Origin of the sequence: Bradyrhizobium valentinum, assembly GCF_001440405.1 — a bacterium.
GTDB classification, from domain to species: domain Bacteria; phylum Pseudomonadota; class Alphaproteobacteria; order Rhizobiales; family Xanthobacteraceae; genus Bradyrhizobium; species Bradyrhizobium valentinum.
On the sequence record NZ_LLXX01000025.1, the window covers coordinates 1 to 15,596 of the forward strand.

Here is a 15,596-nt window from a genome sequence, read left to right on the forward strand (position 1 = left end):
CGGCAGCGGGCGGCGTGGCAGGCGGCTGGGCGGCGGGCGGGGGATCGGCGGCCTGTTGGGCAGCGGCATTTAGCACGAAGGCACTCAAGAATGCGCCTGATAGCAACAGGCTGCGCGGCACCGACAAATAGCTCATCATGGGCGTTCTCCCTGGCGGAAGCCTTTCTCTTCGCGCGGGCTGATATGCAGGCTAATATACTGCCGCGCCGGAGGCTTTCCCGGCCGGCACTCTCCGATATTTACCTGCTGGTGCGCAATCGGAAACATGCCGCTCGAAGTTGCACTGCGGAAACGGTACGTGAAGCTTTAACGCCTGTCGGCTCCGCGCGGTTTCAGTGCCTGGTGATCGGACCGCCGGGCGCGTCGAGAATCGCTTCGGCGAACGGAAACTCCAGCACGATCTCGCCATCGTCGTCGGTGACTTCGATGGTGGCGCTGAGAAGCGCACCATCAGCGCCGTCGGTCTTGAGCAGCTCCCGGATCATGGCACGCGCCATTTCCCAGGCGCGGTCAGGATCCCTGAGCACCTCGCCATCAGGATCGGAAATCAGCTCATCGCCGATACGGGTGTTGAAATAATATCGCGGCATCGGCGGAAACTTCACTCTTGTTAGGGTCCCACAATTGGAGACCGCATTCCTCACAGGTTAGCGGGCGTGCAGCACCGCAAACCCAGCATCGTCATTCACAACGGCTCGAACAACCGGGAAACGCCTGATCCCACGTTGTTTTGACCAGCGGTTCCCTGCACAGCTCCGTGAGCCCTTTCGCAGCGCAGCATAACTCTCTCAATTTTCCTGCAAAGATTTAACTGGCGAACTTTTCGATCCGCGCTACCTTAACTCCCCAGGGCGGAGTTCGTCCGGTAGCAAAAGGAGAGCCAAAATGGCCTGGAAAGCGCCGAAAATCGTCGAAGTGCCGGTGGGCATGGAAATCAACATGTATATGTGCGCCGCCCGCAAGTAAGCGGTAGCGCAATTTCACTTCTCACGTAGGTGGACCACCGGGCAGATACGTTCCCGAACGGGGAGACGTGTCGCAAAATCGGGGTCCACCTCGTGCTGTTTGTTCTCGGGGCTTAGCGCCCGGGTTTGTATCGGCAGTTTTTTTTGAGTTTCCAGGAGACGGATCATGCTTCGCGTCGTCGTCCTGGGCGCCGCGGCAGGCGGTGGCGTTCCGCAGTGGAACTGCGGATGTCCGGTGTGCCGGAAAGCACGAAGCGAAAATCAGGAATTGCAGAGCACCCAGGCCTCGATCGCGGTCAGCGCCGACGGCGAGCACTGGTACCTCGTCAACGCCTCTCCCGACGTCCGCCAGCAGCTCATTGCGACACCGCAGCTTCACCCCAGGGCAGGCCAGGTCAGGCACAGCCCGATCGCCGGCGTCATCCTGACCAACGGCGAAATCGATGCGGTCGCAGGGCTGTTGTCGATGCGCGAGGGTTCGCCCTTCACGCTCTATGCGCACGAGCGGGTCCTTGCGATTTTGCGATCCAACAGCATCTTTAACGTGCTGGGCGAAAACAACGTGAAGCGGCGGCCGATCGAGGTCGACAGGGCGTTCGAGCCGGCCCTGCCCGACGGCTCGCCATCCGGCATGGAGATCCTCCCCTTCGCGGTTCCCGGCAAGGGCGCGTGGTATCTCGAAGGCAAGGCGCATCCGACCGGCGGCGACAGCGCGGGCGACACGCTCGGACTTCGCATTCTGGACAAGGGAAGCGGCAAGTATTTTTATTTCCTGGCCGCCTGCGCGCGGGTGACCGACGATCTCAAATCGCGCCTGGCGGGCGCCGCGCTGGTCTTCTTCGACGGCACGGTGTGGCGCGACGACGAATTGATCGCAGCCGGCCTGGGCACCAAGACGGGACAGAGCATGGGCCACATTTCGATGTCGGGCGATCAGGGTGCGATCGCGAGCCTTGCCGGCCTCGACATCGGCCGCAAGGTGTTCTTGCATATCAACAACTCCAACCCCGCTTTGCTCTCCGGCTCGGAAGAGCGAAAGGCACTGGAGCAGGCGGGCTGGCAGATTCCGGCCGATGGAATGGAGATCACGCTGTGAATGTCGTGCCTACCAGCGGAATGACCGCGCACTCGATCGGCAAGGGCATCACGCTCAACAGTGCCGATGAGCTGGAAGCGATGCTCCGTCACATCGGCGCGACGCGCTATCACAATCTGCATCCGTTCCACCGGCTGCTGCACGGCGGCAAGCTCAACAAGGGACAAGTGCAGGCCTGGGCGCTGAACCGCTATTTTTACCAGAGCACGATCCCGCTGAAGGACGCGATGGTGATCTCGCGGTTCCGCGACCGCGCCACAAGGATCGAATGGCGGCACCGCATCGAGGATCATGACGGCGATATCGGCTCCGAAGGCGGTATCGAGCGCTGGCTGAAGCTGACCGAGGGCCTCGGGCTCGACAGCGCCTATGTGGAATCGACCGAAGGCATCCTGCCCGCGACGCGATTTGCGGTGGAAGCCTACGTGCATTTCTGCCGCGACAGAACGCCGTTGGAAGCCATCGCCTCCTCGCTCACGGAACTGTTCGCGCCGAACCTGCATGAGGAGCGCATCTCGGGGATGCTGCAGCACTATGATTTCGTCAATCCTGATATCATGAGCTATTTCAGCCGCCGCCTGACGCAGGCCCCGCGCGACGCGGGCTTCGCGCTGCAATACGTCAAGGCCAATGCAAGGACGCCGGCGGAGCGCGAGGCGGTCTGCAACGCGCTGATCTTCAAGACCAATGTGCTATGGGTTCAGCTCGACGCGCTGTATCATGCCTATGTCGAGGGCCACATTCCGCCCGGCGCGTTCGTGCCCAAAGGAGACTAGCGATCGATGGCTTTGAGCCGCAACATCAGTGTCAGCGAGGCGAGCCGGCCGAAATTGCCGCGGCACGCCCGGCTGAAATTCGATGAGACGCGGCAGGTGTGGGTGATCCTGGCGCCGGAGCGCGTGCTGGCGCCGGACGAGATCGCGGTCGAGGTGCTGCAGCTTTGCGACGGCGTGCGCAGCGTTGCCGACATGATCGACCAACTCGCCGTCAAATACGCGGCACCGCGCGAGGCGATCGCCACCGACGTGGTCGCCATGCTGCAGGACCTCGCAGACAAGGGTTTTCTGACCGAAGCGCGGGAGAAGACGTCATGAGCGACCTCCTCGCCGATGGCAAGACAGCCAGCACCGTTCCCAGTGACGGGCTCGCGGTTCTGGAATCGCAGCGTTCGACGGCGGAGACGTTCGGCATTCCGCTCGCGGTGCTCGCCGAACTAACGCACCGCTGCCCGCTGCAATGCCCCTATTGCTCCAACCCGATCGAGCTCGACCGCGGCAGCAGCGAACTCACGACCGAAGAATGGAAGAAGGTGCTCAGCGAGCTCGCCGAAATCGGCGTGCTGCAGATCCATTTCTCCGGCGGCGAGCCGACCGCGCGCAAGGATCTGGTCGAACTGGTCCAGCACGCGACCGATGTCGGGCTCTACTCCAATCTCATCACGTCGGCGGTCCTCCTGACTAAAGACAAACTTTCGGCGCTGGCCGATGCCGGCCTCTGCCATGTGCAGATCAGTTTCCAGGGCAACGAGCCCGTGGTGGCCGATCGCGTCGCCGGGCTGAAAAACGCGCATGAGAAAAAGATCGAAGCCGCGAAATGGACGCGCGAGCTCGACCTGCCGCTGACGGTGAACGCGGTCATGCACCGCCAAAACCTGCATCAGCTCCAGGATATTATCCAGATGGCGGTCGATCTCGACGCCGACCGGCTCGAGGTCGCCAACGTCCAGTATTACGGCTGGGCCTTGAAGAACCGCGCCGCCTTGATGCCGGCGCTCGAGCAGATCGAGGAGACCAGCCGCATCGTCGAGGAGGCCGCGACACGCCTGAAGGGCATTCTCGCGATCGACTATGTGGTGCCGGACTATTACGCGCTGCGACCGAAGAAATGCATGGGCGGCTGGGGCCGGCAGTTCTTCAATATCTCGCCCGCCGGCAAGGTCCTGCCCTGCCACGCGGCGGAAAGCATCACCGGGCTCGAATTCGAATCCGTGCGCTCCAATCATTCGATCGCCTGGATCTGGCAAAATTCCGAAGCCTTCAACCGCTATCGCGGCACCGGCTGGATGAAGGAGCCGTGCAAGAGTTGCGAGTTCCGGGAAATCGATTTCGGCGGCTGCCGCTGCCAGGCTTTTGCGCTGACCGGCGACGCCGGCAATACCGATCCGGCCTGCACGCTGTCGCCGCGGCATGAAGAGATTTTCAAGCAGGCCGAGCGCGAGGCCGCCGCGCACCAGGACCGCTTCCTCTATCGCAATTTCGCCGGCGGCACGCTGGAGACGGAAGGCGAGCATGGCGCCTGACGCCGACGCCGGCAAATCCATCAAACCCGCAGATCCGTTTGCGCCGCTGACGTCGGAGCAGTTCGCGGTCGGCGACGGTCACGATATCTACGTCGAAAGCGTCGGCCGGCCAGACGGCATTCCCGCGGTCTATCTGCATGGCGGGCCCGGCAGCGGCTGCCAGCCGGACCATCGCCGATTGTTCGATCCCGAACGCTTCCATGCTGTGCTGTTCGACCAGCGCGGCGCGGGGCGCAGCCGCCCCAAGGGCGGCCGCGAAGCCAACACGCTGCCGCATCTGATCGCGGACATGGAAGCGATCCGCGAAAAATTCGGCTTTCCGCGCTGGATGATCGTCGGCGGCTCCTGGGGCGCGACGCTGGCGCTGGCGTATGCAGAGACCCACCCCAACCGCGTCACCGGCATCGTGCTGCGCGCCACTTTCCTCGGTACATCAGAGGAAATTGAAAACGGTTTTCTCAGGGTGTTGCCGCGATTTTATCCCGGTCTTTACGATGACTTCCTGAGCGTGTTGCCGGAAGACGAACGCGGGCAACCGATCCAGGCCTATTTCCGCAGGATCCTCGATCCCGATACCGCCGTGCATATTCCTGCCGCGCGGGCCTGGGGCGAAACCGAACGTATCCTTTCCGAACACACGCCAAATCGCACACGCCTCGATCTGGCTACACTCAATTCATCGCGGGGCCTGCCGACGACGCCGTTCATGGAAGCGCACTACTTCGCCAATGACTGCTTCATGGAGCCGAACCAGTTGTTGCGCGAAGCGGGCAAGCTCAAAGGCATCCCCGGCATCATCGTGCAGGGCCGCTATGACCTGCTGTGCCCGCCTGCGACCTCGCATGCGCTTGCTGCCGTGTGGCAGGAAGCCGAAATCCGCTTTGTCGAGGGCGCCGGCCATACGCTGTACGATCCCGGCGTCCGCGACGCCGTGATGAAGGCAATCGCGGACATGGCTTCCAGAACTGGCAAATAGGAAACAAGAAAATGCCGATGGCCGGAAAGGGCATGCTGCTGACGTCGATGAACATCGACGCCGCGCACGAAGCTGAATTCAATCGCTGGTACGACCGCGAACATCTCGAAGAGCGCGTCGCGATCGACGGCTTCCTCGAAGCCCGCCGCTATGTCGCGCATGACGGCAATCCGAAATATCTCAGCCTCTACTCCACCGAGACCTTCGAGGTACTGGACAGCCCGGCCTATCGCGCCGCGCTGGCGAACCAGACGGCGTGGTCGATGGCCAACATTGCGCGCTTCCAGAACATGATCCGGGCGGTTGCGCGCATCACGGTCAGCCGCGGCACCGGCCGCGGTGCAGCGCTCGGAATTGTCAGGCTGCGTCCCGCGCCCGGCGGCGAGGATAAATTGCGCGCTGCACTCGCCGAGCAACTCGATCCCGCCCAGCTCGACGGCATCATCTCCCTGCATTTGATCGAGAGTGACCCGGCGCTGTCAAAGCCGATCACCGACGATCCTTCCGCGCCCAATCCCGGCGCCGGCGACTGGTTCGTGCTGATCGATGCGACCGATGTCGGCGCGTTGCCCGCGGCAATGCTGCGCTTCAGCGGTAACATCGCATTGAAGCCGCTGACGGTCTCAAGCGGCGTCTATCGGCTGATGTGGGACCTGGCGAAGAGCGATATCGGCTAGGCGCTTTCCCCGCTGCCGAGGGTCGCGCGCAGGTTCGTGAACCCGGTTGGTGGCTTGATCGCGGCGTTCCGAAACGGTAACTAGCGATGTCGCTCCGTAAAAACCCGGTGAAGGCGTTGTTAACGCGATGTCGAGTAAACCGGTGGCCAAGATTGCTTTCTGGCATGAATTGCCTGGTCCGGAGCGGGTCCGCACGATTGGTGCTTGCGCCAGGCGGCTTCAATTCTTCTTCTCGTAACGGTCGAATGCCTTGATAAGGCAGGTGAGAACTTCTGCCAAAGTCTCTAATATCGCTTTCAATTACCCTGCTGATGTTATCTCTCAGATGTGCGATGGTTGCGTGGAAGCGCTCCTTCTTGCGGGTGCTGGAGCGATCGATCGGCTGAAGATGCCACATGCATCTACTTTTCAGCCCACACTGGAGTTGAGATGCATGGCGGAAAAGTCCGCGCGCAGTATCGCCGAGATTTTCGCCGCCTTCCTCAAACTCGGCCTCACATCGTTCGGCGGGCCGATCGCGCATCTCGGTTACTTCAGGGCAGAATTTGTCGAGCGGCGGAAATGGCTGAGCGAAAGCAGCTACGCCGATATCGTTGCGCTCTGCCAGTTCCTGCCGGGGCCGGCATCCAGCCAAGTGGGTTTCACGCTCGGCATCCTGCGCGGCAACGGCCTGATTGGCGGATTGGCGGCGTGGTTCGCCTTCACCATGCCCTCCGCCCTCATCATGTTCGCCTTTGCACTCGGCGCAACCGCCCTCACCGGCCCGTTCGCCGAGGGGATTCTTCACGGCCTGAAGCTGGTCGCGGTTGCCGTGGTCGCGCAAGCGATCTGGGGCATGGCAAACAGCCTGACGCCGGATCGGGCGCGGGCTGCGATCGCGCTTGCGGCGGTTGCGATCGTGGTTTTCGTCGGCGGATCGTTCGGGCAGATCGGCGCCATCGCGCTTGGGGCGGTGGCCGGGCTGTGGCTGTGCCGCGGCGACGGGCCGGCGCTGACCGGCCAACTCGGCTTTTCGGTGTCGCGTCAACACGGCGTAGTCGCACTCGCACTTTTCGCAGTGCTGTTCCTGGTCACGCCACTGGTGGCCGTAAGGACCGGCTCGCAGGGCCTTGCCCTGTTCGACGCGTTTTATCGTTCCGGCTCCCTCGTGTTCGGCGGCGGCCATGTCGTGTTGCCGCTGTTGCAGGCGGAAGTCGTGACGCCAGGCTGGGTCAGCAATGCTGATTTCCTCGCCGGCTACGGCATGGCGCAAGCCGTGCCCGGACCGCTATTCACCTTTGCGGCCTATCTCGGCGCCGTCACCGGCCCCGCTCCCAATGGCCTCGCCGGAGCGGTGATTGCGCTCATCGCGCTGTCTCTGCCGGGACTATTGCTGGTCTACGGCATGCTGCCGTTCTGGGACGCGCTACGCCTGCGCCCCATGGCGCAAGCCGCCATGCGCGGCACCAATGCGGCCGTCGTCGGCATACTTGGGGCGGCGCTGTACAACCCGGTATGGACCAGCGCCGTGTTCACGCCGCGTGATTTCGCCGTGGCGCTCGCCGGCTTCCTGCTGCTGACGGTTTGGAAACTGGCACCATGGATCGTCGTCGTCCTGTTGGGGACGACCGGCGCAATTCTGCGGCTGATCTGAGCACACCACCTCACCTGCATACATTTCTCCGCGCGACGCGCTCGAACGCATCGCGTTTGCAGGCGGAACCGCTCAAGCTGCACTGCACATGCTGCACCGCCACATTAACGCTGCGACGCTAAGTCCAAGCTCCCATGCAGTGAAAGCTGGTGATCTCGCAAAATTGGCTTGTGTGCCGCGTCTGGAATGGCTCTAATAAGATAACCCTATGATCCAATTCAAAAACCACAAGAACGCTCGTTAAGCGTTCGCAGGCAAAAATAAGGCCGCGTTTCCTAAGCTTGCGCGGACAAGGTAGGAATGAAACCGACTGATATCTCGGCGCCAGACTACTTTCACAAAGTGGTCGATTGCCAATGGGCCTGCCCCGCACACACACCGGTTCCCGAGTACATCCGACTGATTGCCGAGGGGCGTTACAGCGACGCCTACATGATCAATTGGAAATCGAACGTGTTTCCCGGAATCCTGGGACGCACCTGCGATCGTCCGTGCGAACCGGCGTGCCGCCGCGGCCGCGTCGAGGAAAACCCGGTTGCGATCTGCCGCCTGAAGCGCGTCGCCGCCGACTTCAAGGACGACGTCAAGCACCGGATGCCGAAGCCCTCGGCGAAGAACGGCAAGCGCGTTGCGCTGGTCGGCGGCGGTCCCGCCTCGCTGACGGTGGCGCGCGACCTCGCGCCGCTCGGCTATCACTGCACCGTGTTCGATGCCGATCCCAAGGCGGGCGGCATGATGCGGAGCCAGATTCCCAAGTTCCGCCTGCCGGACACCGTCATCGACGAGGAGACCGATTACATCTTAGGCCTCGGCGTCGAGTTCAAGGGCGGGCATCGCATCGATAGCCTGAAAAAGCTGCTCAACGAAAATTACGACGCGATCTTCATCGGCTCCGGCGCGCCGCGCGGCCGCGAGCTCGACATCCCCGGCCGCAAGGAAGCAGCCAGCAACATCCATATCGGCATCGAATGGCTGGCATCGGTCTCATTCGGCCATGTCGAGAAAATTGGCCGCCGCGTCATCGTGCTCGGCGGCGGCAACACGGCGATGGATTGCTGCCGCACCGCGCGCCGCCTCGGCGGCCAAGATGTGAAAGTGATCGTGCGTTCCGGCTTCGAGGAAATGAAGGCGAGCCCCTGGGAAAAGGAAGACGCCCTTCACGAGGATATTCCGATCCTCAACTACATGGTGCCGGTGGCATTCAAGCATGTCGGCGGCAAGCTCATCGGCGTCACCTTCCAGAAGGTGAAGGCCGAATACGACGCCAATGGCCGTCGCAATCTGGTGCCCTCGGGCGAACCGGACCAGACCATCCCCTGCGACGACGTGCTGGTCGCGGTCGGCCAGGAGAACGCGTTCCCGTGGATCGAGCGCGACTGCGGCATCGAATTCGACAAGTGGAACATGCCGCAGGTCGATACGAAAACCTTTGTCTCGACCAATCCAAAAGTGTTCTTCGGCGGCGACGCGGCGTTCGGCCCGAAGAACATCATCTGGGCGGTGGCGCATGGCCACGACGCCGCGCTGTCGATCCACAAGATGATCTCGGGCGAAGACATCACCGAGCGCCCGCTGCCCGAAGTGCAAGTCTTTTCGCAGAAGATGGGCATCCACGAGTGGAGCTACGACAACGACATCTCCGGCGACAAGCGCTACAAGGTGCCGCATCGCGACAAGGTGATCGCGCTGAAGGACATCAAGGCCGAGGTCGAGCTCGGCTATGACGTCAAGCTCGCGCTCGGCGAGGCGCAGCGCTGCCTGAACTGCGACGTGCAGACCGTGTTCTCGGCGCCCGCCTGCATCGAATGCGACGCCTGCGTCGACATCTGCCCGATGGACTGCATCACGTTCACAGAGAATGGCGAGGAAGAGGACCTCAGGCAGAGGCTGAAGGCGCCCTCGCCGCGCCCCGACCAGGCGCTCTATGTCGCCGAGGGCCTCAAGACCGGCCGTGTCATGGTGAAGGACGAGGACGTCTGCCTGCATTGCGGGCTGTGCGCCGAGCGTTGTCCGACCGGCGCCTGGGACATGCAGAAGTACCTCATCGATATGACTTACGCGGGATCAACATGTCAGTCCAAAGCCCGATCAGCAGCGTAAACGACTTCGTCGTCCGCTTCGCCAACGTCAACGGCTCGGGTTCGGCCAGCGCCAACGAACTGTTCGCGCGCTCGATCCTGCGCCACGGCGTGCCGGTGTCGCCGCGCAATATCTTCCCCTCCAACATCCAGGGCCTTCCGACCTGGTACGAGGTGCGGGTGACGGAAGACGGCCATCTCGGCGCCCGCGGCGGCGTCGACTTGATGGTGGCGATGAATCCCCAGACATGGGACAAGGACGTCGCCTCGATCGAGCCCGGCGGCTATCTGTTCTACGATTCGACCAAGCCGATGCCGACGTCGAAATTCCGCGCCGACATCACCGTAATCGGCGTGCCGCTGACCGCGATCACCAACTCGACCTACACCGATCCGCGCCAGCGCCAGTTGTTCAAGAACATCATCTATCTCGGCGCGCTCTGCGCCCTGCTCGATATGGACCCGAAGCTGGTCGAGCAGCTCATCGGCGAACAGTACAAGGGCAAGGAAAAGCTCCTGTCGTCGAACGTCCATGCGCTGCATCTCGGCCGCGACTGGGCGCTGCAGAACCTGAAATGCCCGATCGGTCTGCATGTGAAGAAATCCGACAAGGTTGGCGACCGCATCTTCATGGAAGGCAACAGCGCGGCCGCGCTCGGTGCTGTCTATGGCGGCGCCACCGTCTGCGCCTGGTATCCGATCACCCCGTCGTCGTCGGTGGCGGAAGCCTTCACAAGTCACTGCAAGAAGCTGCGGCACGACCCCGAGACCGGCAAGGCGAGATACGCGATCGTACAAGGCGAAGATGAGCTTGCATCGATCGGCATTGTGATCGGCGCTTCCTGGAATGGCGCGCGGGCCTTCACCGCAACCTCCGGTCCCGGCATTTCGCTGATGACAGAGTTTATCGGCCTGTCCTATTTCGCGGAAATTCCGGCCGTGATCATGAACATTCAGCGCGCCGGCCCCTCCACGGGCATGCCGACGCGCACCCAGCAATGCGATATCATCGCCTGCGCCTATGCTTCGCATGGCGACACCAAGCACGTCCTGTTGTTCCCGGAAGATCCGGCCGAAGCGTTCGAGTTCGCGGCGCAGTCGTTCGACCTCGCCGATCGGCTGCAGACCATGATCTTCCTGATGCTTGACCTCGATATCGGCATGAACCACCGCCTCTGCCGCCCGCTGAAGTGGGACGACGCCCGGCAATACGACCGCGGCAAGGTGATGACCGCCCAAATGCTCGACGAACCCGGCCGCGATTTCGGCCGCTATCTCGATGTCGACGGCGACGGCATTCCCTATCGCACCTATCCGGGCACGCACCCGACCAAGGGCTCGTTCTTCACCCGCGGGACCTCGCGCGACCGTTACGCGCGCTATTCGGAAGAAGGCGCCATCTACGCCGACAACATGCAGCGGCTGGTGCGCAAGTTCGAGACGGCGCAGGACATGGTGCCGCGTCCGTTGCAGGCCAACGCCGCCAAGCCGACCAAATACGGCGTGATCTATTTCGGCTCAACCGCGCCGGCGATGGACGAGGCGATCGGCTTGCTGGAAGCGCGCGGGCATCAGCTCGACCGCATGCGCATCCGCGCCTTCCCGTTCCACTCCAGCGTGGCGAGCTTCATCGCCGACCATGATTTCGTTTACGTGGTCGAGCAGAACCGCGACGGCCAGCTACGCCAGTTGATCGTCAACGAGAACGGCATCGATCCGGTCCGGCTGGTGCCGATCCTGCACTATGACGGCACCCCGATCACCGCCCGCTTCATCGCCAACGCCATCGGCGACCACCAGGACCATCTCAAGGTGACCCCTCTCCGCAAGGCCGTGTCATGACCTACATTGCAAAGCCAAAATTCCACCATCCCGGCCTGCCGAAGAACGAGCTCGGCTACACCCACCGGGACTACGAGGGGAAAATCTCGACCCTGTGCGCCGGCTGCGGCCACGACTCGATCACCGCTTCGATCATCGAGGCCTGCTACGAGCTCTCGATCGAGCCGCATCGCGTCGCCAAAATCTCCGGCATCGGCTGCTCATCGAAGACGCCGGACTATTTCCTCGGCAATTCGCACGGCTTCAACTCGGTGCACGGCCGCATGCCGTCGGTGCTGACCGGCGCCAACCTCGCCAATCGCGACCTGATCTATCTCGGCGTCTCCGGCGACGGCGACAGTGCCTCGATCGGCTTCGGCCAGTTCGCGCACTCGATCCGGCGCGGCGTCAACATGACCTACATCGTCGAAAACAATGGCGTGTACGGCCTGACCAAGGGCCAGTTCTCGGCCACCGCCGACCGCGGCTCGAAGTCCAAGAAGGGCGTGATGAACACCGACAACGCCATCGACCTGGTGGCGATCGCGCTGCAGCTCGGCGCCAGCTACGTGGCGCGCAGCTTTTCCGGCGACAAGACCCAGCTTGTGCCGTTGATCGCAGCCGCCATCCGGCACAAGGGCGCGGCGTTCATCGACGTCGTCAGCCCCTGCATCGCCTTCAACAACCACGCCGGCTCGACCAAGAGTTTCGATTATGTCCGTGAGCATAACGACGCGGTGAACCGTCTCGACGTGCTCACCGGCCGCGACCCGATCACCGTCGATTACGCGCCGGGCACGGTGCAAATGGTCGAGCAGCATGACGGCACAAGGCTGGCGCTGCGCAAGATCGACGCCGACTATGACGCCAATGACCGGCTGGCCGCGATGACCTTCCTGCAGAAGCACGCCGCCAAGGGCCAGGTGGTCACCGGGCTGCTCTATGTCGATCCGGATGCCGAGGATCTGCACGCCCATCTCGACACCGTCGAGACGCCGCTCAATTCGCTGGAGGCCAAGGATCTGTGCCCCGGCTCGGTGGCGCTGGAAAAAATCAACGCCAGCTTGCGGTAGCTCTACTGCGTTAAAGCTGCTCAAAACCCTCATCCTGAGGAGCCCGCAGAGCGGGCGTCTCGAAGGATGTAGGCCACAGGCGGGGCCTCATGGTTCGAGACGCGCTTTGCGCTCCTCACCATGAGGGGTTAATTACGCGGTAAACCTGGTTATGCCGCCACGGCGATGTTCCGCGGGTGTGCGACGTACTCCTTCAAGACCTTGTCGGACCCATCGACCTCGACGAGCGACACGTCGTAGCTCCAGAGGTCGGCAAGGTGCTGCACCACGCGCTTGGTGTCGGCTTCGCTGAGCTGGGCGCCCTTTACCACGGTATGGCGCAACATCAGGCGACGATCGCCGGCAAGGTCGACATCGACGACTTCGATGTTCGCGTCGATGAAGCCGACATCGTACTGCCGCGACAGCTCGCGCCGCAGCCGGCGGTAACCGCGCTCGTCGTGGATCGCGTCGACCCGGATGCCGGCCCGCTCCTCCGGATCGTCATGCAGGTGGAACAAGCGGAAGTGCCGCATCAGCCGCGGGCTCATGAACTGGCTGATGAAGCTCTCATCGCGATAATTGGCCCAGATGTCGCGCAACACGCCCATCGTATCGCCGGTCCCGGCGATATCCGGGAACCACTCGCGATCCTCGGCTTCGGGATTGGTGACGATGCGCTCGATGTCCTGCATCATCGCAAATCCCAGCGCATACGGGTTGAAGCCGGAATAGCGCGGGTCGTCGAACTCGGGCTGGAACACGACGTTGGTGTGCGACTGCAGGAATTCGAGGAAATTGCCGTCCGTCAGCCGCCCCTGCTGGTGCAACCGGTTCAGGATGCGATAGTGAACGTAGGTCGCCGTGCCCTCGTTCATCACCTTGGTCTGGCTCTGCGGATAGAAATATTGCGCGATGTGCCGCACGATCCGCAGTATCTCGCGTTGCCAGGGCTTCAGCCGCGGCGCCGTCTTCTCGAGAAAATACAGCAGGTTTTCCTGCGGCAGACCGAGCATCTGGCGGCGGCGCTCGACGTCCAGTACCGCGCCGCTCTTGGCCGGACCGGTCGGAACGGTGCGCCACAAATCGTTGAATGCGCTCTCCTCGTGGGCACGGCGCCTGCCCGCCCGCTTTTCCTCGGCGCGAAGATCGAGACTCTTCTTGCCGGGATAGCGATCGATGCCGTGCGACATCAACGCGTGCGCGGCATCGAGCGTGTGCTCGACCGCCAGCCGGCCATGGCGTTCCTCGCAATGCGCCACGTAGCGCTTGGCGAATTCGAGATAATCGAGAATGCCGTCGGCGTCCGTCCATTGCTTGAACAGATAGTTGTTCTTGAAGAAATGGTTATGACCGAAAGCGGCATGCGCGATGACGAGCGTCTGCATCGTCGCCGTATTCTCTTCCATCAGATAGGAAATGCACGGCGACGAATTGATGACGATCTCGTAAGCCAGCCCCATCAGCCCCTTGCGATAGGACGCCTCCTGGAAGGCAAAGTGCTTACCGAACGACCAATGCTTGTAGAACAGCGGCATGCCGACCGACGAATAGGCGTCCAGCATCTGCTCGGCCGTGATGACCTCGATCTGGTTGGGATAGACGTCGAGCTTCAATTCGTCCCGCGCAACCTGCTCGCAGGCGTCGCAGACCCGCTGCAGCGTCCGGAAGTCCCAGTCGGCCCCCTCAAACAGCAATTCGCCGGTCGCGGTCATGGCGCGGTCCTCTCCTGCGGGCCCCGACGCTGGAAGAGGTCGTGAAACACCGGGAAGATCTCGCTGCGTTCGTTGACCTTGCGCATCGATAGCGGCGCGCCGCTCGCGCGCAGGCCCTCGTAAAGGGTCCAGAGCGCTGAATTGGGCATTTCGTAGCTCAAGCCGTTTTCCTGGCCGACTTCCAGATAGGCAAAAAACTGGGTGACCGGCAGGATCATGTCGGTCAGCAGCCGGCCCGTGACCTCGCCGTCCGCGTAGGAATTGTCGCCGTCGGAAGCCTGCGCGGCATAGATGTTCCAGTCCGCCGGCCGGAACCGCGACCGCACGATGTCGTGCATCGCCTGCAACGCGCTCGACACCAGCGTGCCGCCGGAAGCCGGTCCGTAAAAGAACGTCTGCTCGTCGACCTCCTCGGCCCGGTCGGTATGTCGGATGAAAACGATCTCGACGTGGCGATAGCGCCGCTTCAGGAACACGTAGAGCAGCATATAGAAGCGCTTGGCGAGATCCTTCATATGCTCGGTCATCGAGCCGGAGACGTCCATCAGGCAAAACATGACGGCCTGCGCCACGGGCTTCGGCACCGTCTCGAAACGCCGATAGCGGATGTCGATTGGATCGATGAACGGGATCCGGCGCATCTTCGTCTTCAGGGCTTCGATCTCGGCCACGAGCTCGGTGCGACGCGCCTCGTCGCTGCAATCCGCCAACTCCGCCTCGATGGCCGCCAGCACCTCCGGCCTCGGCCGCCGCAGCGCGACACGCCGCGCCAGGGCGCGACTTACGGTTCGGCTGACGGAAATGTTGGCGGGCGAGCCGGAGGTTGTGTAACCCGCCCGGCGAATGCCCTCGCTTTCGACCTCGGCCAGCTTTCGCTTGGCGAGATCGGGCAGTTCCAGGTCGTCCAGGAACAGGTCGACAAACTCGTCACGGCTAAGAACGAAGCGGAACGTATCTTCGCTGTCGCCCTCGCCCGCCTCCCTTCCTCCCTTGCCACCGCCCTGGTTCGGTCGCGGAAGGATGTCGCCTTCGACGAACTTCTTGTTTCCAGGCAGCACCATGTCGCGCGTGCCGCCTTCGCGGCGAAAGCGCGGCTCATCCATGCCATCGATGGGGACGCTGACCACGCCGCCTTCCAGGACATCCTTGATGTCCCGGTCCTGCGACGATTTCTTCACCGCCCCCTGAACCAGCGCCTTGGCCCGGCGCAGAAAGCGCTGCCGATTCTCGAGACTCTTGCTACCCGGATTCAGGCGCCGGTCGACAATGTGAATGGCCACGTTT

Annotated in this window: 14 protein-coding genes; 11 read left to right on the forward strand and 3 right to left on the reverse strand. The window is 62.6% G+C overall.

Annotated features, from left to right (window positions below):
- Nucleotides 1-332: 332 nt before the first annotated feature.
- Complete coding sequence (locus CP49_RS03180; RefSeq protein ID WP_028347078.1) at nt 333-590, reverse strand: DUF6894 family protein; 258 nt, start codon at nt 588-590, stop codon at nt 333-335.
- A gap of 295 nt (nt 591-885) precedes the next feature.
- Here CP49_RS03180 and pqqA point away from each other — a divergent pair, with 295 nt between their 5' ends.
- The 11 genes from pqqA to CP49_RS03235 all read left to right on the forward strand — a co-directional run bounded on the left by pqqA (nt 886) and on the right by CP49_RS03235 (nt 12,618).
- Nucleotides 886-966 carry a pyrroloquinoline quinone precursor peptide PqqA gene (gene pqqA / locus CP49_RS03185; RefSeq protein WP_057848853.1) on the forward strand — a complete coding sequence of 27 codons (81 nt, stop codon included), beginning with the start codon at nt 886-888 and terminating at the stop codon, nt 964-966.
- A 165-nt stretch (nt 967-1,131) separates the two neighbouring features.
- The gene (pqqB, locus tag CP49_RS03190) at nt 1,132-2,061 is read left to right on the forward strand and encodes a pyrroloquinoline quinone biosynthesis protein PqqB (RefSeq protein ID WP_057848854.1); all 930 of its coding nucleotides are present in this window, start codon (nt 1,132-1,134) and stop codon (nt 2,059-2,061) included.
- A 20-nt stretch (nt 2,062-2,081) separates the two neighbouring features.
- Entirely contained in the window at nt 2,082-2,837 is a 756-nt protein-coding gene (gene pqqC / locus CP49_RS03195) for a pyrroloquinoline-quinone synthase PqqC (protein ID WP_057848855.1), read from the forward strand.
- 6 nt (nt 2,838-2,843) lie between these two features.
- Nucleotides 2,844-3,155 (forward strand): pyrroloquinoline quinone biosynthesis peptide chaperone PqqD, encoded by a 312-nt coding sequence (pqqD, locus tag CP49_RS03200; protein ID WP_057848856.1) that lies wholly within the window; start codon nt 2,844-2,846, stop codon nt 3,153-3,155.
- Nucleotides 3,152-4,360, forward strand: a complete 1,209-nt coding sequence (pqqE, locus tag CP49_RS03205; RefSeq protein WP_057848857.1) for a pyrroloquinoline quinone biosynthesis protein PqqE — start codon at nt 3,152-3,154, stop codon at nt 4,358-4,360. Before pqqD ends, pqqE begins: the two co-directional genes overlap by 4 nt.
- On the forward strand, nt 4,350-5,336 hold the full coding sequence (gene pip / locus CP49_RS03210) for a prolyl aminopeptidase (protein WP_057848858.1): 987 nt from the start codon (nt 4,350-4,352) through the stop codon (nt 5,334-5,336). Before pqqE ends, pip begins: the two co-directional genes overlap by 11 nt.
- An 11-nt stretch (nt 5,337-5,347) precedes the next feature.
- Complete coding sequence (locus CP49_RS03215) at nt 5,348-6,013, forward strand: DUF4286 family protein (protein ID WP_057848859.1); 666 nt, start codon at nt 5,348-5,350, stop codon at nt 6,011-6,013.
- Between the two features lie 433 nt (nt 6,014-6,446).
- The gene (gene chrA, locus CP49_RS03220; RefSeq protein WP_057848860.1) at nt 6,447-7,646 is read left to right on the forward strand and encodes a chromate efflux transporter; all 1,200 of its coding nucleotides are present in this window, start codon (nt 6,447-6,449) and stop codon (nt 7,644-7,646) included.
- Nucleotides 7,647-7,946: 300 nt separating this feature from the next.
- Nucleotides 7,947-9,746 carry an FAD-dependent oxidoreductase gene (locus tag CP49_RS03225; RefSeq protein WP_057848861.1) on the forward strand — a complete coding sequence of 600 codons (1,800 nt, stop codon included), beginning with the start codon at nt 7,947-7,949 and terminating at the stop codon, nt 9,744-9,746.
- Entirely contained in the window at nt 9,716-11,566 is a 1,851-nt protein-coding gene (locus CP49_RS03230) for a 2-oxoacid:acceptor oxidoreductase subunit alpha (RefSeq protein ID WP_057848862.1), read from the forward strand. The genes CP49_RS03225 and CP49_RS03230 overlap by 31 nt, the downstream gene beginning before the upstream one ends.
- Nucleotides 11,563-12,618: a 2-oxoacid:ferredoxin oxidoreductase subunit beta gene (locus CP49_RS03235; protein ID WP_057848863.1), complete on the forward strand. Its 1,056-nt coding sequence runs from the start codon at nt 11,563-11,565 to the stop codon at nt 12,616-12,618. Before CP49_RS03230 ends, CP49_RS03235 begins: the two co-directional genes overlap by 4 nt.
- A gap of 149 nt (nt 12,619-12,767) precedes the next feature.
- On the opposite strand, the gene CP49_RS03240 is transcribed toward CP49_RS03235, so the two are convergent.
- Nucleotides 12,768-14,312 carry a SpoVR family protein gene (locus CP49_RS03240; protein WP_057848864.1) on the reverse strand — a complete coding sequence of 515 codons (1,545 nt, stop codon included), beginning with the start codon at nt 14,310-14,312 and terminating at the stop codon, nt 12,768-12,770.
- Nucleotides 14,309-15,586, reverse strand: a complete 1,278-nt coding sequence (locus CP49_RS03245) for a YeaH/YhbH family protein (RefSeq protein WP_197423009.1) — start codon at nt 15,584-15,586, stop codon at nt 14,309-14,311. Before CP49_RS03245 ends, CP49_RS03240 begins: the two co-directional genes overlap by 4 nt.
- Between the last annotated feature and the right edge of the window lie 10 nt (nt 15,587-15,596).